The sequence below is a fragment of the Hafnia paralvei genome (assembly GCF_020150375.1).
GTDB lineage: Bacteria > Pseudomonadota > Gammaproteobacteria > Enterobacterales > Enterobacteriaceae > Hafnia > Hafnia paralvei.
Window position 1 is genome coordinate 2,194,250 of record NZ_CP083737.1, and the last position, 24,035, is coordinate 2,218,284.

Here is a 24,035-nt window from a genome sequence, read left to right on the forward strand (position 1 = left end):
CCAGTGCTAAATAAAAAAGCCCGAGCATATTCAATGTCTCGGGCTTTTTGCTTTTACAGATATCTCACGCTATACGCTTTGTTTTTTGCTCAGGCTGAGAATAAACATGGCGGTTGCGCATAGCACCACCGACGGCCCTGCAGGCGTATCGTAAAAGGCAGAGAAGGTTAGCCCACCGGTCACCGCTAGAATACCAATGATCACGGCAATGCTTGCCATTTGCTCCGGCGTGCGGGAAAAACGGCGCGCGGTGGCAGCAGGGATAATCAGCAGTGAGGTGATGATTAAAGCCCCAACAAATTTCATTGCCAAGCCGATGGTCAACGCCGTTACCAGCATTAGTATCATACGAACGCGCTCAAGATTAACGCCGTCGACGTGGGCGAGCTCTGGGCTAATAGTGACGGACAGCAGTGGGCGCCACTGCCACCATAGAATACCGAGAACAATGTCAACGCCAATCGCTATCATTACGATGTCGTTATAGGTAACCGAAAGCAGATCGCCAAATAAATAAGCCATGAGATCGACGCGTACATTCGACATCAAAGCGACCACGACCAGGCCTAGCGAAAGCGCACTGTGTGCCATGATGCCAAGTAGGGTGTCAACGCCGAGTGTGGGGCGACGCTCTAACCACACTAAGCCAATCGCCAGTAGCAGAGTGACGACGATAACGGCGAAGAAAGGATTCACATTCAGCAATAAGCCAAACGCCACGCCAAGCAATGAGGCATGCGCTAGCGTATCACCGAAGTAAGACATGCGCCGCCATACGACAAATGACCCCAGAGGACCCGCAGTCAACGCCAGTAACGCTCCCGCGATCCAGCCCGGAAGAAGTAACTCAATCATGACTGCTGACTCCCATTACTCTTCAAGATGATTTTTCCTTGTAAATCGTGGCGGTGGTTATGGTGGTGACGATAAATCGCCAGTTGTTCTGCACCACGGTTGCCAAACATGGCAATAAATTCTGGATGCAGGGAAACCACCTCGGGAGTCCCCGAGCAGCAAATATGCTGGTTCAAGCACAGCACTTCATCAGTTTTCGCCATAACTAAATGTAGATCGTGGGAAACCATCAATACCGAGCAGTTAAGCTCTTGCCTCAGCTGATTAATCAAATCATAAAGCGCAAGTTGGCCGTTAACGTCAACGCCAGCAGTGGGCTCGTCTAATACCAGCAAATCGGGTTTGTTAAGCAAGGCTCTAGCGAGTAAAACGCGTTGATTTTCGCCGCCAGATAACTTCTGCATAGGCTGATTAAGCAGGTGTGCCGCGTGAACACGCTTTAGGGCGGGTAATACATCGTCTTTGCGCACACCGGGGCGCAGACGCATAAAACGGCTGACGGTTAACGGCAGCGTAGCGTCAAGGTGAAGTTTTTGTGGCACATAGCCAATGGTCAAATTATTGGCGGTGGTAATCGAACCTGATGTGGGTTTGACTAAGCCCAGCACCACGCGTACCAGCGTTGATTTTCCAGCACCATTTGGCCCAAGAAGCGTGAGAATGCGTCCCGGCTTCAGGTCGAGTGATATATGTGATAGCACGTTACGAGAGCCAAAACTCACCGTAATGTCCTTGAGAGATACCAAACTACGATTATTTTGCAAACTACTATTATTTTGACTCGGCATGTTTTTGCGTATTGCAGAATGAGTGAAATGTTATAATATAACGATCGCCCAAATTGACGAAGAGAATTTTGACATGATACACAAAAAAGCGTGGTTTAAGCGCACTATTATTGCTGCAGCATTGGTGACCAGTGCAGGTATTAGCTGCGCTCAGGCAGCGGTATTGACCTCAATACGTCCATTAGGATTTATTGCGTCGGCAATTGCTGACGGAGTGACTGAGACTGAAGTTTTGCTTCCAGATGGAGCTTCTCCGCATGATTATGCACTCAAGCCATCGGATATCAAACGATTGCGTGAGGCGGACCTTGTAGTATGGGTAGGGCCGGAAATGGAGGCTTTTCTGACTAAACCGACCCAACAGCTCGAAAATAACAAAAACCTGATGCTATCTGGTCTGCCGGCCGTTCACAGCCTGCTTATCGCCGGTGATGACGATCATGACCACGACCATAAATCTGTAGAACCAGAAAGCAACACAGAAAAATCTGAAAATTCTGTTGCACATAATGTTACAAATGGCGCAGAGACTGCCTCCGAAGAACATCACGATCACGATCATGGCCAGTATAACCTGCATATTTGGCTATCTCCGGCCATTGCAAAACAGATCGCGATAGCGATACACGATAAATTATTGTTACAAAGTCCACAAAACAAAGACAAACTGGATGTCAACCTACGTAAATTCGAGGAACAACTAGAGCAGACGCAAAAAAATGTTGGTATGATGCTGCGGCCTGTGCAAGGTAAAGGCTATTTTGTCTTTCATGATGCCTATGGTTACTTCGAGAACACCTTTGGTCTGACTCCTTTAGGTCACTTCACGGTCAATCCCGAGATTCAGCCTGGCGCACAGCGTTTACATCAAATTCGAACACAGTTGGTTGAGCAGAAAGCCGTTTGCGTTTTCGCTGAGCCACAGTTCAGGCCAGCAGTAATCTCAGCGGTAGCGCAGGGGACAAAAGTCCGCCAAGGAACCTTAGATCCCTTGGGAAGCGAAATCGCACTGGGTGCTGATAGTTACATGAGGTTTTTAACTCAGCTATCACAACAGTATTTAAGCTGCCTGAACGGAGATTAAGAGGAACATCCGAGTGCAGCAGATAGCGCGATCTATCGCCCTAGCGTATAACAACTTGCCCCGACCACATCGGGTTATGCTAGGGTCACTGACCGTCATCACGTTGGCCGTCTCCATTTGGCGGCCATTCGTTTACCAGCCAAACATTGATAGCGATAGCGCCACTGCCAAGATTATTCCTTTGGATAATCAACAGTTGCGAACTCTTGTCCCTGAAGCCAGTGAGCCACTGGATCAGCCCGCACCAGAAGATGAAGTTCCTACCGACGAATTAGACGATAAAGCGGATAACGATTCCGGTACTCACGACTACGTTGTTTCTACTGGCGATACGCTGGGTAGCATTCTGACGCAGTTTGGTATCGATATGTCAGAAGTGTCTGCGTTAGCTAAGCAAAATCCAGCACTGCGCAACCTGAAAATTGGTCAAACCCTTTCATGGGTATTGAATGACGCTGGCGAATTGCAGCAGTTGACTTGGGAAGTCAATCGCCGTGAAACTCGCACCTACAATCTGGTTAACGGCAACTTCAAAGAGGCTGTCGAATCTCAGCAGGGCGAATGGAAAAACAAAGTTGTCACCGGAACGCTTAACGGCAGCTTTGTGAATAGCGCTCGCGCAGCAGGGCTGAGCCGTTCCGAAGTGAACGCTGTTATCAAGGCGCTGCAGTGGCAAATGGATTTCCGCAAACTACAGAAGGGCGATCAGTTTGCGGTGCTGATGTCTCGAGAAGAGTTGAATGGTCGTAGCGAACAGAGCCAGCTTCTGGGCGTGAGAATGCGTACCGGTGGGAAAGATTATTACGCGGTGCGCGCAGACGATGGTAAATTCTACGATCGTCAGGGTAGCGGTTTGGCGAAAGGCTTCATGCGTTTCCCGACGACCAAACAATTCCGAGTTTCATCTAACTTCAATCCGCGCCGTGTTAATCCGGTCACCGGACGTGTTGCACCGCATCGCGGTGTCGATTTTGCTATGCCGGTAGGAACTCCCGTGTTGGCGGTTGGGGATGGAGAAGTGGTCATAGCGAAGCGCAGCGGGGCCGCCGGTAACTATGTGGTTATTCGCCATGGCCGCCAATATACAACGCGCTTTATGCACCTGAAAAAAATCCTTGTGAAGCCAGGGCAGAAAGTTAAACGTGGCGATCGTATCGCACTGTCAGGCAACACTGGGCGTTCTACTGGGCCTCATCTCCACTATGAATTCTGGTTGAATAATCAGGCGGTGAACCCGCTAACGGCGCAGTTGCCACGTTCCGATGGATTATCGGGTAAAGACCGCAGAGAATACTTAGCTCAGGTGCGTCAGGTTGTTCCACAGCTTCAGCTAGATTAAAATTCACTTCTTTCGCAAAACAGCCGGCTTTATTCTCCGGCTGTTTTTCTTTACGCAAGTAATGCGCAGGATAATGTTTTGTCAGCCGTTATATCTGAAAAGTTAGATAAAAATTAATGTCAGACGGCTTAGGTATATAATTAGCTGATATTTGATTAAAGAGTTTTCGCATGGAAAAAGAACAACGGTCAAACGTGGAGTTTATTCCGCAGTTTGAGAAAAGTTTTTTGCTACCCAAATATTGGGGTGCATGGTTAGGTGTCGGCACGATGGTGGCGATGGCCTATTTGCCCGTGCGAGTTCGGGATCCCATCCTCGCGACAGTGGGTCGTTGGGCGGGTAAATTAGCGGGTGGCGCTCGCCGTCGTGCGCGAATTAATCTGCTGTATTGTTTTCCTGAATTAAGCGAAGCGCAGCGCGAAGAGATTATTGACCGTATGTTCGAGCGAGCGGGGCAGTCGATGTTTTTGATGGCCGAGCTTACGCTACGTGATCCACAGCGAGTGCTGAAGCGTACCCGTTGGCACGGTATGGAACATATCGAGGCCTTACGTGAGCGCGGTGGGAATGCCATCTTCTTGGTTCCACATGGTTGGGCGGTTGATATTCCCGCAATGCTGCTGGCCGCTCAAGGTCAGCCGATGGCGGCCATGTTCCATAATCAGAAAAATAAGATGATTGACTGGTTGTGGAATACTTGTCGGCGGCGTTTTGGCGGGCGTATGCATGCGCGTGATGATGGCATCAAACCTTTCATCAGTTCAGTGCGTCACGGTTACTGGGGGTATTACCTCCCCGATCAAGATCACGGTGCAGAACACAGTGAGTTTGTGGATTTCTTCGCAACCTATAAAGCTACGTTGCCGGCAATAGGTCGTTTAATGAAGCTGTGTCGCGCGCAGGTCATTCCACTGTTTCCAGTTTATGACGGCAAAACCAGCACGTTGGATATCTATATTCGTCCACCCATGGATGATATTGCTGAGATGAACGAGCATGATATGGCGCGCAGGATGAACGAAGAGGTGGAGCTCTTGATGGGGCCGCATCCAGAACAGTACACTTGGATACTCAAGCTATTGAAGACCCGCAAACCGGGCGAGATAGAGCCCTACAAGCGCAAAGACCTGTAGGCTAAAGCTGTTGATCTACCGATGAAAAAGGGGCGTTATGCGCCCCTTGTGTATTTGACGATTAGAACGTCTTATTCAACGCGCAGAATACGGCTGGTGTTCGTGCTGCCCACGGTCCCCATGACGTCGCCCTGAGTGACGATAACCAAGTCGCCTGAAACCAAGAAGCCCTTGTCACGAAGCAGATTTGCTGCATCCTGAGCTGCGGCTACGCCATCGCTGGTGCTATCGAAATAAACCGGCGTCACGCCGCGATAGAGTGCAGTCAGGTTTAGCGTACGCTCACGGTGAGACATGGCAAAAATAGGTAGGCCAGAGCTGATACGCGACATCATCAACGCGGTACGCCCCGACTCTGTCATGGCGATAATCGCCGTCACACCTTTTAGGTGGTTAGCCGCATACATGCTCGACATGGCGATGGCTTCTTCGATGTTGTCGAACTGTACGTCTAAGCGATGCTTAGACACGTTGATGCTTGGGATTTTTTCCGCACCCAGACAGACGCGTGCCATCGCTGCTACTGTTTCAGCCGGATACTGGCCTGCTGCCGTTTCCGCCGACAACATCACCGCATCGGTGCCATCCAGCACGGCGTTTGCAACGTCCATGACTTCAGCACGCGTTGGCATTGGGTTGGTGATCATGGATTCCATCATCTGAGTGGCTGTGATGACGGTACGATTCAATTTACGTGCGCGGCGGATCAACTGCTTCTGGATGCCGACCAGTTCCGGATCACCAATCTCGACGCCTAAGTCACCACGAGCAACCATCACAACATCGGAAGCAAGAATGATGTCATCCATCGCTTCTTCGCTACATACGGCTTCAGCACGCTCTACTTTCGCCACAATTTTGGCATCACAGCCAGCGTCACGCGCTAAACGACGTGCATAGTTGATATCTTCACCGGTGCGAGGAAAGAAGACGGCCAGATAATCGACGGAAATTTTCGCTGCAGTGGCGATATCGGCGATGTCTTTTTCAGTTAACGCTTCGGCAGACAGGCCACCACCTAACTTGTTAATGCCTTTGTTATTGGACAGCGGGCCACCTACGGTGACTTCGGTAAAGACTTTACTGCCTTTAACTTCAAGCACTTTTAGCTGCACGCGGCCATCGTCGAGCAGCAGGATGTCGCCTGGAACAACGTCTTCTGGCAGGCGTTTGTAGTCGATACCGACTTTTTCTTTATCGCCTTCACCGGTGGTGAGATCGGCATCTAACAGGAATTTATCGCCGATGTTGAGGAATACTTTGCCTTCTTTAAACGTCGAAACGCGAATTTTTGGGCCCTGCAGGTCGCCTAGGATAGCGACGTGTCGCCCCAGTTTTGCTGCAATTTCACGGACTTTATTGGCGCGGGCTAAATGATCTTCAGCGCTGCCATGAGAGAAATTGAGACGAACAACGTTAGCGCCAGCTGAAATAATTTTTTCAAGATTATTATCGCGGTCGGTTGCTGGGCCTAAGGTGGTTACGATCTTGGTTCTTCTGAGCCGTCTGGACATGTGTAACTCCGTTGACATGTGAAGCATTGGTGTTGTTGCCAATACAACGAACAGGCAGTTGATTACGCATCCACGTTACACCCATTGTTTTTCAAACTGGGCACATCAACTCATCAAGCCTGCTCGCATGAAACCGCAAAAGAGAGTGCATGCGGTTGATTAATACCAGTCTCTTCTTTATTTAGCAGAAAATGACCGATTGTTTTTATGCTTTGGTGCCTGATTGTCGTTAAAACCGTTTCCTGCGCTGAATCCCTGTCATGTTCTAGTCAAAATGGTGGGGGAGCGCAAGTCCCTTATCAAAGCGCGATTCTTTCAGCGCTTCTTTGACTCGCTTCAAGTTATCTCTGAATTTTGCACCTCTACGCAGCGTAAAGCCAGTCGCCAAGGCATCTATGAGTGTTAATTGAGCAATGCGCGATACCATTGGCATGTAAACATCGGTGTCTTCAGGGACATCGAGCAGCAACGGAAGTGTAGCTTCTAACGCCAGTGGGGTATCACGGGAGGTGATAGCAATGACCGTTGCGTCGTTCTCACGAGCTAAATGCGCCATTTCTACTAAACTTTTCGTTCTGCCTGTATGAGAGATGAGTACAACCACATCGCCTTCATTCGAATTCATGCAGCTCATGCGTTGCATGACAATGTCGTCGAAGTAAACCACGGGGATGTTAAAACGGAAAAACTTGTTCATGGCATCGTGAGCCACTGCGGCAGATGCGCCTAAGCCAAAGAACGAGATTTTCTTCGCCTGCGTTAGCAAGTCTACGGCGCGATTAACCGCAGACATATCAAGGTTATTCTTGGCCATTTCAAGGCTGGCCATCGCTGATTCGAATATTTTGCTGGTATAAGCATCAACGCTATCTGTCTCTTCGACGTTTCGATTGACATATGGCGTCCCATTAGCAAGGCTCTGTGCAAGATGAAGTTTGAAATCAGGGAAGCCTTTGGTTTCCATACGTCGGCAAAAACGGTTAACCGTGGGTTCGCTGACATCAGCCATTTTCGCCAGCGTTGCAATGCTAGAGTGAATGGCGGTCTGCGGTGCAGCCAAGATGACTTCGGCGACTTTACGCTCGGATTTGCTTAGTTGGTCCAGATTCGCCTGAATTTTGTCCAGCGTATTCATATACGAAATTCACTCATGAATGGTATACCCGTCATCTTTCAAATTGCAGGTGGGTTGGCTACTTTCGTGCGCCGGAATCACTTACTCTAGTAAGCTTATCGGGTCTTTCTCGCCAGCCGCTTTCCTGCATTTTTGAAATCTATTGGGTAAAGCGATTTCAAAGAAAGGAGAAATCTATGGTTGTTTGATGAAAATATACTACGAGCTGTAACTGCTTTGCAGCGAGATGATGCCGCTTGATGGGCTTTTTTTACCAGAGTATGACGTGTGTCTAACTTTCGATATGGTAATATTAGTTCAGTTTTGACAGAAAATTACATAATGTGTCTGTCATTACATGGCTTGCGGCAGGATTTGAGAAAATTTAATACCTTTTATGTATAAATTTTCGGCAAAAAAGCATGTTTACTGGCTATAGTCAAAAATAGTACATTAATCATGTAATAAAATTACAAGCATCCTGCAACGAGGAGATGAACATGGCGGTTACGTCAACAGCACAGGCCTGCGATCTGGTCATTTTCGGCGCAAAGGGCGATTTAGCCCGCCGTAAACTGCTGCCTTCCCTGTACCAATTAGAAAAAGCCGGTCATATCCATCCGGACACTCGTATCATCGGCGTTGGTCGCGCTGAATGGGATAAAGACGCCTACACCAAGGTCGTGCGCGAAGCGCTGGATACCTTCCTGAAAGAAAAAGTTGATGAAGAACTGTGGGCGACGCTCAGCGCTCGTCTGGATTTCTGTAACCTTGACGTCAACGACACTCAGCATTTTAAAAATCTTGCCAAGATGCTGGATCAGAAAAAACGCGTCACCATCAACTACTTTGCTATGCCGCCAAGCACTTTTGGTGCGATCTGCCAAGGTTTAGGTGCATCAGGTCTGAACAAAGAGCCAAGCCGTATCGTGATGGAAAAACCTCTCGGTACTGATTTGGAGTCCTCACGAGCCATCAACAATCAGGTGGCAGAATTCTTCGATGAGTCACAGGTTTACCGTATTGACCACTATTTAGGTAAAGAAACGGTTCTCAACCTGCTGGCCTTGCGCTTCGCTAACTCGCTGTTTGCCAATAACTGGGATAACAGCATGATTGATCACGTGCAGATTACCGTGGCCGAGGAAGTGGGGATCGAAGGACGTTGGGGTTATTTTGATAAAGCGGGTCAGATGCGTGACATGATTCAAAACCATCTGTTGCAGATCCTGACCATGATCGCGATGTCACCGCCAGCGGATCTCTCGACTGACCGTATTCGTGATGAGAAAGTCAAAGTGTTGCGTTCACTGCGTCGTATCGACCACTCCAACGTGCGCGATACCACGGTGCGGGGTCAATACACCGCGGGCTTTGTACAAGGCAAAAAAGTGCCGGGTTATCTAGAAGAGGAAGGGGCGAATAAAACCAGTAACACTGAAACCTTTGTCTCTATTCGCGTAGATATTGATAACTGGCGCTGGGCTGGCGTTCCATTCTACCTGCGTACGGGTAAACGTCTGCCGTCAAAATGTTCTGAAGTCGTGATTTACTTCAAGAACCCGCCGCTCAACCTGTTCCGTGACTCTTATCAAGAGCTGCCACAGAACAAACTCACGATCCGTCTGCAGCCAGACGAAGGTGTCCAGATTGACATCTTAAATAAGGTGCCGGGTCTGGAGCACAAGCACCGCCTGCAAACGACTAAGCTGGATCTGAGCTTCTCCGATACTTTCCATCAGGAACATCTGGCTGATGCATATGAACGCCTGTTGCTAGAGGCCATGCGTGGCATTCAAGCGCTGTTCGTGCGTCGTGACGAAGTTGAGGAAGCATGGAAGTGGGTCGATTCCATTATGGAAGCGTGGGCCGCTGATAACGAATCACCTAAACCGTATCAAGCCGGTACTTGGGGCCCTGTGGCCTCCGTTGCGATGATTAGTCGCGATGGCCGTGCATGGAATGAGTTCGAATAGCGCTCTAGAAGGGCGTTTTCGAATGAGAGCAACACGGAGATATAAACCTTCGTGTTGCATGATTCAGACAGTTTAGGGGAGATTGAGATGGCACAGTTTAAAGAATTTCCGAGCGCACAAGCGCTCAACGAACAGTTTGCTGAGGAAATTGCCGCAGCTCTGAGCCACAGTATTGGCGCTCAGGGACAAGCGAGCCTAGTGGTGTCCGGTGGTCGTACGCCGCTAGGACTGTTCGAGGCGTTAACTCAGCAAGCCATTGAGTGGAGCAAGGTCACCATCACCTTGGCGGATGAGCGTTGGGTCGATGCAAATGATGATTCCAGTAACGAAAAGCTGGTACGTGAACATTTGCTAAAAGGCTACGCATCAGACGCAAAGTTTGTTGGTTTGAAGAATAGTCATGCCACCCCGTTTGCCGGAGCTGAAGACACCGAACAGGCGCTAAAAGTTATTGCGCGTCCATTCGATGTTGTGATCCTCGGCATGGGTGATGATGGCCATACCGCTTCGCTCTTCCCTGGGGCAGAGAATCTGTTCCCAGCTCTCGCGATGGATTCCGGCCGAGTCTGCATGGGGATGACCCCGCTGACCGCGCCGCTCGATCGTATCACCCTAACACTTCCGGCTCTGCTCAATAGCCGTCATATCTACCTGCATGTGGTAGGTGACAGCAAGCGTGATGTCTATCAGCGCGCAATTCAGGGTACGGATGTGAATGAGATGCCGATCCGCGCCGTGTTACAGCAAACACGAACGCCGGTCGACATCTACTGGACGGCATGAGGCAGCAATGAACCCAACAGTATCCCGAGTGACACAACGCATTATTGAACGCTCCCGTGACAGCCGTGCGGCCTACTTGGCCAAAATCGAACACGCGCGCAGCAAAAAGGTACATCGTTCTCAGTTAGCCTGCGGCAACTTGGCACATGGCTTTGCCGCCTGTGGTCAGGAAGATAAAGCCTCTCTGACCAGCATGACTAAGAGCAACATCGGTATCGTGACATCCTTCAACGATATGCTCTCGGCGCACCAGCCATACGAAACCTATCCGCAGCAGATCAAAGCAGCGCTGCACACGGTAGGGGCTGTGGGGCAAGTGGCTTCAGGCGTACCCGCAATGTGTGATGGCGTAACTCAGGGACAGGACGGCATGGAGCTCTCGTTGATGAGCCGCGAAGTTATCGCCATGTCGGCCGCTGTGGGTCTTTCACACAATATGTTTGACGGCGCGCTGTATCTTGGCGTGTGCGACAAAATTGTGCCGGGTCTGTTTATGGCCGCCATGTCTTTTGGCCATTTACCGACCCTGTTCGTTCCCGCTGGACCAATGCCGAGCGGTTTGCCGAACAAAGAAAAAGTCCGTGTGCGCCAGCTGTATGCGGAAGGTAAATTAGGCCGTGATGCGCTGCTCGAAGCCGAAGCTGCGTCCTATCATGCGCCGGGTACTTGCACATTTTACGGTACTGCAAATTCTAATCAGATGGTGATTGAGGTTATGGGTCTCCATCTGCCGGGAGCATCTTTCGTCCAGCCAGATATGCCGCTGCGCGCTGCGCTGACGGATGCGGCTGCACGTCAGGTTACTCGCATGACTGAAACCAGCGGCAACTACATGCCGGTTGGCCGTATGGTTGATGAAAAAGTGATTGTTAACGGCATTATTGCGCTGCTGGCAACCGGTGGTTCGACCAACCACACTATGCACTTGGTCGCAATGGCTCGCGCTGCGGGCATCCATATCAACTGGGATGATTTCTCTGACCTGTCTGACGTTGTGCCGTTGATGTGTCGCATTTATCCAAATGGTCCTGCGGATATCAACCACTTCCAAGCGGCGGGCGGTGTGCCTGTGTTAGTGCAGGAACTGCTGAAAGGGGGGTTATTGCATGAGGATGTGGACACTGTTGCAGGACACGGTCTGAGCCGTTATACCCAAGAGCCGTTCCTTGAAGATGGCAAACTGGTTTATCGCCCAGGTCCAACCCAATCGCACGATAGCAATGTGATTGCCAGCTTTGATAAACCGTTTGAATCTCATGGCGGTACCAAAGTGTTAACGGGCAACCTTGGTCGCGCAGTGATGAAAACCTCAGCGGTTCCCACTGATAATCAGATCATCGAAGCACCGGCGGTGGTATTCCATAGTCAGCATGATGTCGTGCCAGCTTTTGAAGCGGGCAAACTGGACAAAGATTGCATCGTTGTCGTTCGCTATCAGGGGCCTCGTGCCATCGGTATGCCAGAGCTACATAAGCTGATGCCGCCGTTGGGCGTATTGATGGATCGCGGTCTGAAAGTGGCATTGGTCACCGATGGTCGTCTGTCAGGGGCATCGGGCAAGGTGCCTTCAGCGATCCACGTGACACCAGAAGCGTACTCCGGCGGCCTGCTGGCGAAAGTACGTGACGGCGATATGATCCGTCTGAACGGTAAAACTGGCGAGCTGACCTTGCTGGTGGATGAGGCTGAACTGGCAAACCGCGAACTGGTTCACCCAGATCTGTCTGCGCTGCATGACGGTTCAGGCCGCGAAATGTTTGCTGCGCTGCGGGAACAACTCTCTGGCGCTGAAGAGGGCGCTAGCTGCATCAAATTCTATTGATGAAACCGTGGGTCGCATCGCGGCCCGCGTTAACGATTCTTTTTGGCGTTGTATACCTAAATAATTAGAGCTACATCATAGCGGCATGCAAATGAATCCGATGAATTGATTCAGGTCAGTGGTTCGGGGGAAGGTGTGCCGCAAATACTGATGCGGCTGTAAGGATGACGGGGACGGCAAGGTTTTTCGGTTTGAAAACCACAGCGCCAGCCATAACTATCAGCCGCAAGGCACAGTGGAGATAATAAACAGATGAAAAACTGGAAAGTAAGCGCCGAGTCAATCATGACCGCAGGCCCGGTTGTACCTGTAATCGTAATCAAAAAATTGGAGCAGGCTGTGCCTTTGGCAAAAGCCCTGATCGCTGGTGGTGTGCGTGTATTGGAAGTGACGCTGCGTACCGAGTGTGCGGTTGAGGCAATTCGTCTTATCGCGAAAGAAGTACCAGAAGCTATCGTGGGTGCGGGTACGGTTACCAACGCTAAACAGCTCGCAGAAGTGACCGAAGCGGGTGCTCAGTTTGCTATCAGCCCAGGACTGACCGCTGACCTGCTGAAAGCCGCCACTGCGGGTTCAATCCCACTGATCCCAGGTATTAGCACTGTTTCTGAACTGATGCTGGGTATGGATCATGGTCTGAAAGAGTTTAAATTCTTCCCAGCTGAAGCGAACGGCGGTGTTAAAGCATTGCAGGCTATTGCGGGTCCATTCTCTCACGTTCGTTTCTGCCCAACTGGTGGTATCAACCCACAAAACTATCGCGATTATCTGGCACTGAAAAGCGTGCTGTGCATCGGTGGTTCTTGGTTGATCCCTAACGATGCGCTGGACAATGGCGACTATGCGCGCATTACTGAACTGGCTAAAGAAGCCGTTGCCGGTGCAAAAGCGTAAAATATTTTGTCCATATTGCGTGAGCACCAAAAGCGTTGCTTTATGCATAGCGTATGATAGTTAAGCAATGCTAACCTGTTGAGGCTCCACAGAAATCAAGCCGCCAAATCTTGGCGGCTTTCTTTTTTAATTATCTAACTTGCTTATTTATATTCATTTTTCTAAGAAAACTTGTCAAAACGGGGTTTGCTTAATAAAATTGCCTATGATACAAATAATGCAGTTAATTAAACCTGATGAGGACACTGAACAAACCGTATGGTAGGGAGTAGGTACGGGGGGAAGATGTAAACTATTATGAAAACTCACAATCGCTTGATGATTAAAACTTCTACATATCTCTTATTCATTTCTACAACGCTGTCTAGTGAACATCACTGGTGTAGCGAGCTTTAGCTTCTCTCTCCACTCTCGGTAGCTGATAAAACCAGCGGCTTAACCTGTTGCTGTCTGCGTTTATCCTAACCGAATAATTCTTACCGATTCGCATTTTACGCTGGAACATCAATAACGGTTTCCAAAGTGTAATTTAGACTTCGTGCGCCTATTTACGGGCATGATAGCGCTAAAAGTTAAAAAAATAGCGGGTCGAATAAAAAATAAAACTCTGTGGAGAGAAAAATGATTTATTGGATCTTTTTGGCATGTGCTATCGCGGCCGAGATTATCGGTACGCTGTCAATGAAATGGGCGAGTCTAAGCGGTGGTATGACGGGCAACATCGTTATGCTAGTGATGATCACCATTTCTTACATCATGCTTTCGTTTGCGGTGAAGCGCGTTGCTTTGGGCGTGGCTTACGCATTATGGGAAGGCATCGGTATTCTGTTTATTACCCTGTTCAGCGTGCTGTGGTTTGATGAAAGCATGTCCATGATGAAACTGATGGGCTTGGCAACGCTGATTGCGGGTATCGCGCTGGTTAAATCGGGTACGGTAAAAACAAAAAAATCCCCTGCGAAAGCTGGTGAGCAGAAAAGCACCGTAGCAGCGAAAACCAAACCTGCGCAGTCAAAATCCAACGTAACAGGAGGCAATCATGCAACAGCTTGAGTGGTTCCATATCGCGTGGTTAGCATTAGCCGTAGTACTCGAAATTTTAGCCAACATATTTCTTAAGTGGTCGGACGGTTTCCGCCGTATCTGGATGGGACTGCTATCCTTAGCGGCGGTACTGGGGGCGTTTAGCTCTCTGGCACAGGCGGTTAAAGGCATCGAACTGTCGGTTGCCTATGCGCTGTGGGGCGGTTTTGGTATCGCCGCTACCGTTGCTGCCGGATGGATTTTGTTCGGTCAACGTCTGAATAAGAAAGGTTGGGCGGGGCTAACGCTGCTATTGGCCGGTATGATTATGATTAAACTGGCTTAATGGTTTTGACGTAAAATGAAAGGCTGCCAAATGGCAGCCTTTTTTGTCTCTTAACGCTGGGGTTTGATGCGGATTAAACCTTCTATTGCCTGTTCTAGATAGCGGCGAGGGCAACCCAAATTTAAGCGGATAAAGCCCGAGCCGTGAGGGCCAAAACCAGCCCCCATTGACGGCGCGATACCAGCGCACTCTGTCATGATCATCTTTAAGTCGTCATCGCTAACGTTTAGTGAGCGGCAGTCCATCCAGATAAGATAGGTTCCCTGAGCTGGAGATATCTTCGCCCATGGTAAATGCGTCTTAACCTGTTCAACAAACCAATCGCGATTAGCGGCTAGATAAGCCAGCATTTCGTCCAGCCATTGGGCTGAACTGCGGTAAGCTGCGCTGGCGGCCTCCATAGAAAGAGCATTGAAAACGTCCAAGCCGTGGGCGTTTAAACGCTCAATGAAGCGAGTTTTTATCTCGTTATTAGGGATCAGGAAGTTGGATATCCGTAACGAAGATAGGCCAAAGGTTTTGCTGGCAGAGGTCGCTGCAATCACGCGTGAGTGCCAGCGTTCGCCCAGATGTAGCACTGAAGTAAACGTTGAACCTGGTAATAACAAGTCGGCCCAAATTTCGTCAGACAGCACCGTAACATCATATTTTTCACACAAGGTTAGAAGCTGGGTCAGTTCTTCTTTAGACCAGCAGCGGCCAGTGGGGTTATGCGGATTACACAGGAGAAACAGCGCCGGTTTTTGCTCACGGAACACCGTCTCTAACTGCGCAAAGTCCATGACGTAGCCCAGTGTTTCATCTTCCACTAACGGGTTTTCGAGCAGTTTTCGTTGATTCAGTTGGATAATTTTTGCAAAGGAACCGTAGTAGGGGCCTTGAACGACTACGCCGTCGCCCGATTGGCTCAGCATTTGGATTAATAAAGACAGGCCAGGAACCACGCCTTCAATGCTACAAATCCAATCGGGGCTAATTTCCAACTGGTGGCGACGAGCAAACCAGTTGATAAGCGCGGCGTAGTAACCCTCATCACGCTCGCTGTAGCCGAAGACACCATGATCGACACGGTTGTGCAATGCTTCAAGCACGTTAGGTGGGCAGGCAAAGTCAAAGTCTGATACCCACATCGGCAACAAATTATGCGTTTGCATATTTTGATAGCGATCCATGAAATCCCATTTTACTGAACCGGTCGCATGGCGATTGATGATCAGGTCAAAGTTAGTTTCCATTATAAATTCTCCTCGCGGCTTTGTACTGCTATTGGTTCAGGCTGTGCTTTAGCAATGCCAAAGCCGGTAAATCCGTAAATCAGGGCAAAGAAAATGGCTGAGTAGCACTGCACCGCCCAAGGCAATAAATCGAGTGTACTTACGCCGAGCGTGGTTGCCATATAGACACCTGCAGCGGTCCATGGGATCAGCGGTTCAATAACCGTACCGGCATCTTCGATGGTGCGAGACAGGTTTTTAGTATCCAGCCCCATGCGACGATAGGCATCCTGATAAAGTTCAGCGGGAACCAGCAGGGCCAGTTTGCCGTCGCTGGTGGCGCCGGTAACGAGGATAGTGGTGCCGATAGTGGCAGCAATCAGTTGGCCAACGGAGTGAATAACGGTTAACAGACGATTGATGATAATGGTGAGTGCACCGGTGAGCGTTAGTGCTCCGGCAAACGAGAATGCGCAGAACACCAGCAGAATTGTGCTCATCATAGAGAACAATCCACCGCGGTTTAGCAGGCGAGGGACGTCAGCAATGATACCTTCAGCGCCTTGTGGGAACATCGACAGGTTGAAACCATCCATGAAGGCATCAAGTCCCTGCTTAACGCTCAAACCTTGTAGCCAAACACCAAGAATAATGGCGAGAACGCAGGCCGATAACATCAGTGGAATAACAGGTTTTTTACTGATAGCGCCCCACAGCACAATAACGGGAGGCAGAATCAGCACAATATTGAAATGGTAGAGACCGTCTAGCGCATTGATGATGTCGGTGACGCGTTGTGGTGTTGCCACGTCCCCCATCATGCTGCTGTGTCCGGCGATCAAATAAACAATGGTGGCCAGAATAAAGCTGGGGATGGTGGTGTACATCAAATGCTGGATATGCTCAAACAGCGTGGTATCGGCAACGATAGCCGCGAAGTTAGTGGAGTCAGACAACGGAGATATTTTGTCACCAAAATACGCGCCTGAAACTACTGCACCCGCCGCCGCCGCTAAGGGAACATCCAGACCTGAAGCGACTCCCATCAAGGCAACACCTACGGTGCCCGCAGAGCCCCATGATGTCCCTGTACAGACAGAAACCACGCTAGTCAGGAAGAACGCGGCAATAAGAATATACTGCGGGCTGATGAGTTTTAGCCCCCAGTACACCATATAAGGGATCGTGCCGCTGAACATCCATGTACCGATGAGGCCGCCGACGCAGATAAGGATCATGACCACAGGCATCGCTTTAGCCAATTTGCTAACGATGGAGTTAATGACATCATCCCAGCAGTACCCCTGCCAGTAGGCTAAACCTGCGGCAATGGCGGCGGAGCATAAAAGCAGGGGTTCGATACGTAATCCCATTACGCCATAACCCACGATGAGCAGTGTCAGCATGGAAATTATGGGGATTAAAGCCAGCCCTAGAGAGAGCGTTTTTTTGTCGTTGTTTTCTTTCGCATTCATGATCGTGCTCCAGATTTGTAGGATTGGCTTAGCGTAAAGGGAATGGGGCTGTTCAAATGTGATCGACAGAAAGCTGCTATGTAATCGCTTACATGACAAATTAAAATGAGAGATACATCACGGTTGTGAGCATTGACGACCCAATTTACTCGCTTAAACAAATCACTGAGTCGCGCTCGATCAGCCCCGCTTCGAATCGCAGGGAGCGAGGAGGGGGAGTCTGTTGTTGGGAAAGTTGTATGGCAAGCATGGCGGCACGACGAGCCATTCGTTCAACAGGATAGTGCATGGTCGTCAATGCAGGATAGAGATAACGTGCTAGGACAACGTCGTCAAAGCCGATCAGCGAAAGCTGTTCGGGTAACCGAATATCACGCTGATGTAATGCGCGCATCATGCCGGCAGCCATCACATCGTTAAATGTGAAAGCTGCGGTGAATGGAACTCCGCTATCTAACAGCTTTTGTGCCGCGATTTCGCCGCCTTCTTCATCAAAGGGAACGCTGATAATCCAACTTTTTTCCGGCATGATGCCGTACTCTGACAGCGCCATGCGGTATCCTTCAAGCCGTTGCTGCCGATCGTCAATGGGTAAATCCGAAGTGATGCAGGCAATGCAACGATGACCTTTTTGTAACAGATGGCGGGTAGCTTCGCGCGCCGCTGATAGATTATCCAGCCACACACAGCGATTAGCTGATGACGCAATATAGCGATTAACGATCACCATGGCGGGAGAATGAGCGCTGTAGCGAACCAGCTCTTGATCAGACATGCGGGTTGCATGAACCACAATCGCTTCGCAGCCCTGATTAATCAGGAAATCCAATCCTGATTTCTCAAGTTCGGCTTGGTGACCACCGCTGCATACCATGAGACGGAAACCTTGCTGTCGGGCAACTTCTTCCACTCCGCGAGCTAAGCGGGCGAAAAAAGGATCGGCTAAATTACCCGTTAATAGCCCTAGCATGTCGCCGCTGCGTTTGGCCAATGCCAGTGCAGCGGCGTTACGCCGATAATTCAGATCGCGCATGGCTTTTTCCACTCGCTCTCTGGTTACCGGCTCAACGTACGATGTCTGATTGATCACTCGCGATACGGTTGCGGTGGAAACACCGGCACGCAGGGCAACATCTTTCATCGTGGCCATGAATTAACGCGCCGCAATAATTTTGATTTCAACTTTGTACTTAGGGTTCATCAGCTTGGCTTGAACCGTGCAACGAACCGGTGCTTTCCCTGCTGGAACCCAAGCATCCCAAGCGGCGTTCATGGCTTGGAAATCGTCACCGTTGGCCAGAAAAATGGTCGCGTCGAGAATACGAGTTTTGTCAGTACCTAGCTGATTTAGGATCATATCGATGGCGGCCAATGCGTTAGCGGTCTGCGACGTTGCATCGTCATCTAGATTCTCGGGAACGCTGGTGTAATAGATGGTGTCATTGAATACGGTGGCGTCAGACCAGCGCTTTTCTGGATTGATACGTTCGATAGACATAGATAACTCCTTGTAGTGTTGATGATTTATACCCTTCATGCATGAAGCCACCTCTGCGTTGAAGGCCACGTAGTGCGCCCCAAAAGACTCAGGTCAATTCTGATCTAGCACCTATTTTTGGGGGTATAACAATATATTGAGTATATCGAAAACCGATGAAAAACACTGCTTTCTGCGGCAAGTATGTGGCATTCTCAATAGTGACAGACAAGAAATAGAAAACATAAGGAGTCACAGATGACCGTATTATTGCAAATCGACTTTAAAATGCCGGCAGAAATGTTGGGTGAGCGTTTGGCCGAATTGGCAACGCCGCTGGCACAAAGCATCACTCAGGAGCAGGGTTTTATCTCAAAAATCTGGACTGAAAATGTTGATACTGGCGAAGCCGGTGGGATCTATCTGTTTAACGATAAAGCGAGTGCCGAGCAGTACGCCGCGATGCATATAAAACGCGTTGCGCAGATGGGGGCAACAGATATTCGTAGCCGCATTTTTGATATTAATATCCCACTCACCCATATTACGCGTGGCAATCTTAAGCCTGCGGGGTAAGCGTCTCTACGCTGATATCGATAAGGGCCGCCGCTGTGCGGCCTTACTTTTTTTAAGCTGTGAGTAAAACTGACTAAAAATGAAAGTGGGTGGTTGTTACGCCGATCACTTGGCATAATCACGCCTTCACTGATTGAATGAGAGGCTGTGTGACAGACGATTTCGCGCCCGATGGCATACTGACAAAAGCAATACGGGGTTTTAAACCGCGTGAAGCACAACAACACATGGCCGAAGCTGTCACCAAAGCGATTCAGTTTAAAGAAGAACTGGTTGTGGAGGCGGGAACAGGGACGGGGAAAACCTATGCCTATCTGGTTCCTGCGCTTCGTTCTGGCGCAAAGGTTATTATCTCCACGGGATCAAAGGCGCTACAGGATCAACTGTACGCACGAGATTTGCCCACGGTGCGTGATGCCCTGAAATTTGCTGGGAAGTTAGCCTTACTCAAAGGTCGTTCTAACTATTTATGCCTTGAGCGCTTAGAACAACAGTCGATGGTTGGTGGTGAATTGGCGTCTGAGGCACTCTCAGATTTAATGCACCTGCGCGGCTGGGCCACTCAAACCGAAGATGGCGATGTGAGTAACTGTCACGGCGTATCGGAAGACAGCATTATCTGGCCGCTGGTCACCAGCACTAACGACAACTGTCTTGGCAGCGATTGTCCACAGTATAAAGACTGTTTCGTGGTGAAAGCGCGTCGGCGCGCCATGGATGCCGATATTATCGTGGTCAACCACCACTTGTTTTTAGCCGATTTGGTCGTGAAAGAGACCGGCTTTGGTGAGCTTATTCCTGATGCTGACGTCATGATTTTCGATGAAGCACATCAGTTGCCGGATATTGCTAGCCAATACTTTGGTCAGCAGTTGACCAGCCGCCAACTGATGGATTTGGCAAAAGATATCACCATTGCCTACCGCACTGAGGTGCGAGATACCGCGCAATTACAGAAGTGTGCGGATAGGCTGAGCCAGAGTGCGCAGGACTTCCGCCTAGCACTCGGCGATCCGGGCTATCGTGGCAATTTACGTGAGGCGCTGGCATTACCGGAAGTTCAACGTGCGCTGGTGTTGCTCGATGATGCTTTGGAGCTGTGCTACGACGTCGTGAAAATGTCGCTGGGACGTTCTGCGCTGTTAGATGCAGCATTTGAGCGAGCCACGACCTATCGTAATCGCCTTAAACGTCTACGTGATGTGTCCATACCCGGTTACAGCTATTGGTATGAGTGCAACTCACGTCACTTTGTGATGGCGCTTACGCCGCTGACCGTAGCGGAAAAATTTAACGAAGTGATGAAGGATAAACCAGGCTCGTGGATTTTCACTTCAGCGACGTTAGCGGTTAATGACGATGTTTCACATTTCACTGCGCGTCTTGGCCTGAACAAAGCCAAAAGCCTGCTTTTGCCGAGTCCATTTGACTATGCAAATCAAGCAATGCTCTGTGTACCACGCTTTTTGCCAACGCCAAACCAGCGTGGTGCGGCACGTCAGCTGGCAAGAATGCTCAGGCCGGTGATTGAAGCTAATGAGGGGCGCTGTTTTTTCCTCTGTACCTCTCATGCCATGATGCGCGATTTAGCCGAAGAGTTTCGCGCGACCATGACGCTGCCTGTGCTGTTGCAGGGCGAAACCAGCAAGCCACGTCTACTGGCAGAATTTGTTGCCGCAGGGAATGCCTTATTAGTGGCAACCAGTAGTTTTTGGGAAGGCGTCGATGTGCGGGGAGACACGCTTTCCTGTGTGATTATCGATAAACTGCCGTTTACATCACCGGATGATCCGCTGCTGAAAGCGCGAATTGAAGATTGCCGCGTTCGTGGCGGCGATCCTTTCGCAGAGGTTCAACTTCCTGACGCGGTGATTACGCTCAAGCAGGGCGTGGGACGATTGATTCGTGATACTAGCGATCGCGGCGTAGTGATTATCTGCGATAACCGTTTAGTCATGCGTCCATATGGCGAGGTCTTCCTCAATAGCCTGCCTCCGGCACCACGTACCCGAGACTTGAATAAGGTCATCGAGTTTCTTAAGGCGGGGAATCCATCAGCGATTGAGTGACGTTGCCCATGTCCGATAGAAGAAGGGGATTGAATGATTGCGCCGTGGCGGCGCTTGTGGCCTTACGATAACCAAATGTCGTGATGCAACGAGCTATCGTCATACACCCTTCAGAGGCATCGGTTGGTTGGCTGTGCTATCATCTGCGCCTGATTTATCTCTACTCATTTAATTGTCCCACCCGAGGTTTGCATGTCCACGCGAATTTTAGCGATTGATACGGCAACAGAAGCCTGTTCTGTTGCGCTCTGGAATAATGGCGAAAAACATGCGCTGTTTGAAATCTGTCCACGCGAACACACACAGCGTATTTTGCCAATGGTGCAACAGATATTGGCTGAGTCAGGCGTATCGTTAAACCAGTTGGATGCACTGGCCTTTGGTCGTGGCCCCGGCAGTTTCACCGGAGTACGCATCGGTATCGGCATTGCTCAAGGATTAGCCATGGGCGCAGATCTGCCGATGATTGGCGTTTCAACGCTGGCAACCATGGCTCAGGGCGCAATTCGACAGATGGGTGCCACGCAGGTGCTGGCCGCCATTGATGCGCGTATGGGCGAAGTTTATTGGGGGCAGTACCAGCGCCAAAATGATGGCGTGTGGCTGGGAGAAAACACCGAGGCAGTTTTCACGCCAGAACGCGCACAGCAAAATGTCATGGCGCTGGCGGGGGAATGGGCGAGCGTTGGCACCGGATGGGGAACCTACCCAGACATGGCAGCAGCGACGCCCATTACGCTGGTCGATGGACAAATAACGCTGCCTCAGGCTGAAGATATGCTGCCGTTGGCGCTGGTGGATTTTGCCTTAGGTAAGATGACGGCAGTGGAAAACGCGCAGCCTACTTATCTGCGCAATGAAGTCACTTGGAAAAAACTTCCGGGGCGTGAATAATTCAGGCAACTTCTGTCTAAACTAGCAGTCATATGAAAGAGATAGTTAGTTTTGGAGAATTAAATATGCCTTCTAAGCACTGGGTTCGTCGGTTAGTCAGCGTGGCGATCGTTTGTAGCCCGCTGTTGTTGTCTGGATGTGTCACCATTCCAGACTCAATCAAAGGCACGTCTGCAACGCCGCAGCAGAATTTTGTTGCGGTGCATAATGCTCCTGATTTGTACGTAGGTCAGGAGTCTCGCTTCGGCGGAACCGTAGTGAATGTGGTTAATCAAAAAGATGCCACGACGCTAGAGATAGCGGTGATGCCGCTGGACGATACAGCCAGACCCATTCTTAACCAGCCGTCAGTGGGGCGTTTGATAGCTAAGAGCCCGACATTCTTAGATCCGGTTGATTTTAAAGGACAGCTTGTTACGGTCGTAGGGCCATTAACGGGTAGCGTTGAAGGTAAAATAGGGAAAACGCCTTATACCTTCGTGACGATGGATATACAGGGCTATCAGCGTTGGCACATCACGCAGGAAATCGTGATGCCGCCTCAGCCATTTGGTCCTTGGGATTATGGCTACGGGGCTTATGGTCGCGGTGGATTTTGGGGACCCGGCTTTGGCCCTGGTTGGGGATGGTATAATCCTGGTCCGGCACGTGTCCAAAGCGTAGTGACAGAAAACTAATGAACGCTCGCGTTTAAAACAAAGCCCCGATTTCGGGGCTTTGTCGTATTTGAGATTAACGGCCTTTCTTCTTGCGTCCAGGCTGAGTAAATCGCTTACGTGAAGAGGCATCGGCGCTGCTGCTTTTCCCCGCAGGTTTTGCCCCTTTGTTTGGAGGGCTCTTCGCTGCGGCGGGTTTTGCCTTCGGCTTGGCCTTTTTAGTCGGTTTCGCCTCAGAAGAGGAGTCTTCTATCGCTTTAAATAATTCGATCAGCTCATCGTCGGTCAAATCACGCCATTCACCTAGCGGGAGTCCAGATAGACTGACATTCATGATACGCGTGCGTTCGAGCTTAGTGACTTCATAGCCGAAGTGTTCGCACATGCGGCGAATTTGGCGATTTAGCCCTTGTACTAAGGTGATGCGAAACACAAACGGGGCTTCTTTTTTTACTTTGCATTTTTTTGTAACGGTGCCGAGAATTGGAACGCCAGCGCCCATTCCCCGAATAAATTCATCGGTCACCGGCTTGTTCACGGTAACCAAATACTCTTTTTCATGGTCATTACCGGCGCGCAGGATTTTGTTCACCAGATCGCCGTGGTTGGTCAGAAAAATAATGCCCTGAGAGTCTTTATCTAAACGGCCAATGGGGAAAACGCGCGTGCTATGGTTGACGTAATCAACGATATTGTCCTTCTCGCCATTTTCCGTGGTGCTCACGATACCAACGGGTTTATTCAGCGCAATCAGAACTAAATCATCAGCATCACGCGGCTCGATGAGCTGACCATTCACCTTGACCACGTCACCAGCGAAAACCTGATCGCCAATTCCAGCACGTTTGCCGTTGATAAAAACATGCCCTTGCTCAATATAGCGATCGGCGGCGCGTCGTGAGCAAATGCCACTTTCACTGATGTATTTGTTAAGACGCGTGGATGAATTGGTTAGCATGGTTCCCTCCGATAAACAGCGGAATATACATGAGTTGAGCGCTGA

22 protein-coding genes are annotated in these 24,035 nt (G+C 50.0%); 13 read left to right on the forward strand and 9 right to left on the reverse strand.

From position 1 onward, the window contains the following. Positions 1-69 precede the first annotated feature (69 nt). Positions 70-855 carry a zinc ABC transporter permease subunit ZnuB gene (gene znuB, locus K9N75_RS10420; protein WP_224452558.1) on the reverse strand — a complete coding sequence of 262 codons (786 nt, stop codon included), beginning with the start codon at positions 853-855 and terminating at the stop codon, positions 70-72. Further along, complete coding sequence (znuC, locus tag K9N75_RS10425) at positions 852-1,643, reverse strand: zinc ABC transporter ATP-binding protein ZnuC (RefSeq protein ID WP_224452559.1); 792 nt, start codon at positions 1,641-1,643, stop codon at positions 852-854. The genes znuB and znuC overlap by 4 nt, the downstream gene beginning before the upstream one ends. Positions 1,644-1,716: 73 nt before the next feature. Here znuC and znuA point away from each other — a divergent pair, with 73 nt between their 5' ends. The 3 genes from znuA (at position 1,717) to lpxM (ending at position 5,199) form a co-directional block, all read left to right on the forward strand. Next, positions 1,717-2,727 (forward strand): zinc ABC transporter substrate-binding protein ZnuA, encoded by a 1,011-nt coding sequence (gene znuA, locus K9N75_RS10430; RefSeq protein ID WP_224452560.1) that lies wholly within the window; start codon positions 1,717-1,719, stop codon positions 2,725-2,727. 13 nt (positions 2,728-2,740) lie between these two features. Next, complete coding sequence (gene mepM, locus K9N75_RS10435) at positions 2,741-4,066, forward strand: murein DD-endopeptidase MepM (RefSeq protein WP_008813307.1); 1,326 nt, start codon at positions 2,741-2,743, stop codon at positions 4,064-4,066. A gap of 170 nt (positions 4,067-4,236) precedes the next feature. Beyond that, entirely contained in the window at positions 4,237-5,199 is a 963-nt protein-coding gene (lpxM, locus tag K9N75_RS10440; protein ID WP_008813308.1) for a lauroyl-Kdo(2)-lipid IV(A) myristoyltransferase, read from the forward strand. A 71-nt stretch (positions 5,200-5,270) separates the two neighbouring features. Here lpxM and pyk read toward each other — a convergent pair whose 3' ends face one another. Both pyk and K9N75_RS10450 read right to left on the reverse strand, forming a co-directional pair. Next, a complete protein-coding gene (pyk, locus tag K9N75_RS10445) occupies positions 5,271-6,713 on the reverse strand; it encodes a pyruvate kinase (protein WP_224452561.1) in 1,443 nt (480 codons plus the stop codon). Positions 6,714-6,978: 265 nt separating this feature from the next. After that, on the reverse strand, positions 6,979-7,848 hold the full coding sequence (locus tag K9N75_RS10450; protein WP_008813310.1) for a MurR/RpiR family transcriptional regulator: 870 nt from the start codon (positions 7,846-7,848) through the stop codon (positions 6,979-6,981). A gap of 479 nt (positions 7,849-8,327) precedes the next feature. Here K9N75_RS10450 and zwf point away from each other — a divergent pair, with 479 nt between their 5' ends. The 6 genes from zwf to mdtI all read left to right on the forward strand — a co-directional run bounded on the left by zwf (position 8,328) and on the right by mdtI (position 14,671). Further along, a complete protein-coding gene (gene zwf / locus K9N75_RS10455; protein WP_008813311.1) occupies positions 8,328-9,803 on the forward strand; it encodes a glucose-6-phosphate dehydrogenase in 1,476 nt (491 codons plus the stop codon). 87 nt (positions 9,804-9,890) lie between these two features. Further along, positions 9,891-10,586, forward strand: coding sequence for a 6-phosphogluconolactonase (gene pgl, locus K9N75_RS10460; protein WP_008813312.1), 696 nt, complete (start codon positions 9,891-9,893; stop codon positions 10,584-10,586). 7 nt (positions 10,587-10,593) lie between these two features. After that, complete coding sequence (gene edd, locus K9N75_RS10465; RefSeq protein WP_008813313.1) at positions 10,594-12,408, forward strand: phosphogluconate dehydratase; 1,815 nt, start codon at positions 10,594-10,596, stop codon at positions 12,406-12,408. Positions 12,409-12,660: 252 nt separating this feature from the next. Next, positions 12,661-13,302, forward strand: coding sequence for a bifunctional 4-hydroxy-2-oxoglutarate aldolase/2-dehydro-3-deoxy-phosphogluconate aldolase (locus K9N75_RS10470; RefSeq protein ID WP_004090231.1), 642 nt, complete (start codon positions 12,661-12,663; stop codon positions 13,300-13,302). Positions 13,303-13,923: 621 nt separating this feature from the next. Then, positions 13,924-14,355, forward strand: a complete 432-nt coding sequence (mdtJ, locus tag K9N75_RS10475) for a multidrug/spermidine efflux SMR transporter subunit MdtJ (RefSeq protein WP_008813314.1) — start codon at positions 13,924-13,926, stop codon at positions 14,353-14,355. Continuing rightward, positions 14,342-14,671, forward strand: a complete 330-nt coding sequence (gene mdtI / locus K9N75_RS10480; RefSeq protein WP_004090227.1) for a multidrug/spermidine efflux SMR transporter subunit MdtI — start codon at positions 14,342-14,344, stop codon at positions 14,669-14,671. The genes mdtJ and mdtI overlap by 14 nt, the downstream gene beginning before the upstream one ends. 50 nt (positions 14,672-14,721) lie before the next feature. Here the strand turns inward: mdtI and K9N75_RS10485 are convergent, their stop codons facing one another. The 4 genes from K9N75_RS10485 to K9N75_RS10500 form a co-directional block, all read right to left on the reverse strand. Then, a complete protein-coding gene (locus tag K9N75_RS10485) occupies positions 14,722-15,906 on the reverse strand; it encodes a MalY/PatB family protein (protein ID WP_114445978.1) in 1,185 nt (394 codons plus the stop codon). Continuing rightward, a complete protein-coding gene (nhaC, locus tag K9N75_RS10490; protein ID WP_008813316.1) occupies positions 15,906-17,360 on the reverse strand; it encodes a Na+/H+ antiporter NhaC in 1,455 nt (484 codons plus the stop codon). The genes K9N75_RS10485 and nhaC overlap by 1 nt, the downstream gene beginning before the upstream one ends. Before the next feature lie 145 nt (positions 17,361-17,505). Next, on the reverse strand, positions 17,506-18,510 hold the full coding sequence (locus K9N75_RS10495) for a LacI family DNA-binding transcriptional regulator (RefSeq protein WP_004090221.1): 1,005 nt from the start codon (positions 18,508-18,510) through the stop codon (positions 17,506-17,508). A 3-nt stretch (positions 18,511-18,513) separates the two neighbouring features. Next, positions 18,514-18,858 carry a RidA family protein gene (locus tag K9N75_RS10500; RefSeq protein ID WP_008813317.1) on the reverse strand — a complete coding sequence of 115 codons (345 nt, stop codon included), beginning with the start codon at positions 18,856-18,858 and terminating at the stop codon, positions 18,514-18,516. 237 nt (positions 18,859-19,095) lie between these two features. On the opposite strand from K9N75_RS10500, the gene K9N75_RS10505 reads away from it, so the two are divergent. The 4 genes from K9N75_RS10505 (at position 19,096) to K9N75_RS10520 (ending at position 23,053) form a co-directional block, all read left to right on the forward strand. Beyond that, on the forward strand, positions 19,096-19,413 hold the full coding sequence (locus K9N75_RS10505; protein ID WP_004090217.1) for a monooxygenase: 318 nt from the start codon (positions 19,096-19,098) through the stop codon (positions 19,411-19,413). A 149-nt stretch (positions 19,414-19,562) separates the two neighbouring features. Then, positions 19,563-21,482 (forward strand): DNA repair helicase YoaA, encoded by a 1,920-nt coding sequence (yoaA, locus tag K9N75_RS10510; protein ID WP_114445979.1) that lies wholly within the window; start codon positions 19,563-19,565, stop codon positions 21,480-21,482. Positions 21,483-21,674: 192 nt separating this feature from the next. After that, on the forward strand, positions 21,675-22,376 hold the full coding sequence (gene tsaB / locus K9N75_RS10515) for a tRNA (adenosine(37)-N6)-threonylcarbamoyltransferase complex dimerization subunit type 1 TsaB (protein WP_224452562.1): 702 nt from the start codon (positions 21,675-21,677) through the stop codon (positions 22,374-22,376). A gap of 65 nt (positions 22,377-22,441) precedes the next feature. Beyond that, positions 22,442-23,053, forward strand: a complete 612-nt coding sequence (locus K9N75_RS10520; RefSeq protein WP_004090212.1) for a Slp family lipoprotein — start codon at positions 22,442-22,444, stop codon at positions 23,051-23,053. A 55-nt stretch (positions 23,054-23,108) separates the two neighbouring features. Here the strand turns inward: K9N75_RS10520 and rluF are convergent, their stop codons facing one another. Next, the gene (gene rluF, locus K9N75_RS10525) at positions 23,109-23,990 is read right to left on the reverse strand and encodes a 23S rRNA pseudouridine(2604) synthase RluF (RefSeq protein ID WP_224452563.1); all 882 of its coding nucleotides are present in this window, start codon (positions 23,988-23,990) and stop codon (positions 23,109-23,111) included. Positions 23,991-24,035 lie beyond the last annotated feature (45 nt).

Bases quoted from the DNA above. Each gene is read 5' to 3' on its own strand.
- K9N75_RS10500 (WP_008813317.1), bottom strand. From the start codon at position 18,858: ATGTCTATCGAACGTATCAATCCAGAAAAGCGCTGGTCTGACGCCACC.
- K9N75_RS10450 (WP_008813310.1), bottom strand. From the start codon at position 7,848: ATGAATACGCTGGACAAAATTCAGGCGAATCTGGACCAACTAAGCAAA.
- znuB (WP_224452558.1), bottom strand. From the start codon at position 855: ATGATTGAGTTACTTCTTCCGGGCTGGATCGCGGGAGCGTTACTGGCG.
- znuA (WP_224452560.1), top strand. From the start codon at position 1,717: ATGATACACAAAAAAGCGTGGTTTAAGCGCACTATTATTGCTGCAGCA.
- K9N75_RS10520 (WP_004090212.1), top strand. From the start codon at position 22,442: ATGCCTTCTAAGCACTGGGTTCGTCGGTTAGTCAGCGTGGCGATCGTT.
- pgl (WP_008813312.1), top strand. From the start codon at position 9,891: ATGGCACAGTTTAAAGAATTTCCGAGCGCACAAGCGCTCAACGAACAG.
- nhaC (WP_008813316.1), bottom strand. From the start codon at position 17,360: ATGAATGCGAAAGAAAACAACGACAAAAAAACGCTCTCTCTAGGGCTG.
- rluF (WP_224452563.1), bottom strand. From the start codon at position 23,990: ATGCTAACCAATTCATCCACGCGTCTTAACAAATACATCAGTGAAAGT.
- K9N75_RS10470 (WP_004090231.1), top strand. From the start codon at position 12,661: ATGAAAAACTGGAAAGTAAGCGCCGAGTCAATCATGACCGCAGGCCCG.
- K9N75_RS10495 (WP_004090221.1), bottom strand. From the start codon at position 18,510: ATGGCCACGATGAAAGATGTTGCCCTGCGTGCCGGTGTTTCCACCGCA.
- mdtJ (WP_008813314.1), top strand. From the start codon at position 13,924: ATGATTTATTGGATCTTTTTGGCATGTGCTATCGCGGCCGAGATTATC.
- lpxM (WP_008813308.1), top strand. From the start codon at position 4,237: ATGGAAAAAGAACAACGGTCAAACGTGGAGTTTATTCCGCAGTTTGAG.
- pyk (WP_224452561.1), bottom strand. From the start codon at position 6,713: ATGTCCAGACGGCTCAGAAGAACCAAGATCGTAACCACCTTAGGCCCA.
- K9N75_RS10485 (WP_114445978.1), bottom strand. From the start codon at position 15,906: ATGGAAACTAACTTTGACCTGATCATCAATCGCCATGCGACCGGTTCA.
- K9N75_RS10505 (WP_004090217.1), top strand. From the start codon at position 19,096: ATGACCGTATTATTGCAAATCGACTTTAAAATGCCGGCAGAAATGTTG.
- tsaB (WP_224452562.1), top strand. From the start codon at position 21,675: ATGTCCACGCGAATTTTAGCGATTGATACGGCAACAGAAGCCTGTTCT.
- znuC (WP_224452559.1), bottom strand. From the start codon at position 1,643: ATGCCGAGTCAAAATAATAGTAGTTTGCAAAATAATCGTAGTTTGGTA.
- mdtI (WP_004090227.1), top strand. From the start codon at position 14,342: ATGCAACAGCTTGAGTGGTTCCATATCGCGTGGTTAGCATTAGCCGTA.
- edd (WP_008813313.1), top strand. From the start codon at position 10,594: ATGAACCCAACAGTATCCCGAGTGACACAACGCATTATTGAACGCTCC.
- zwf (WP_008813311.1), top strand. From the start codon at position 8,328: ATGGCGGTTACGTCAACAGCACAGGCCTGCGATCTGGTCATTTTCGGC.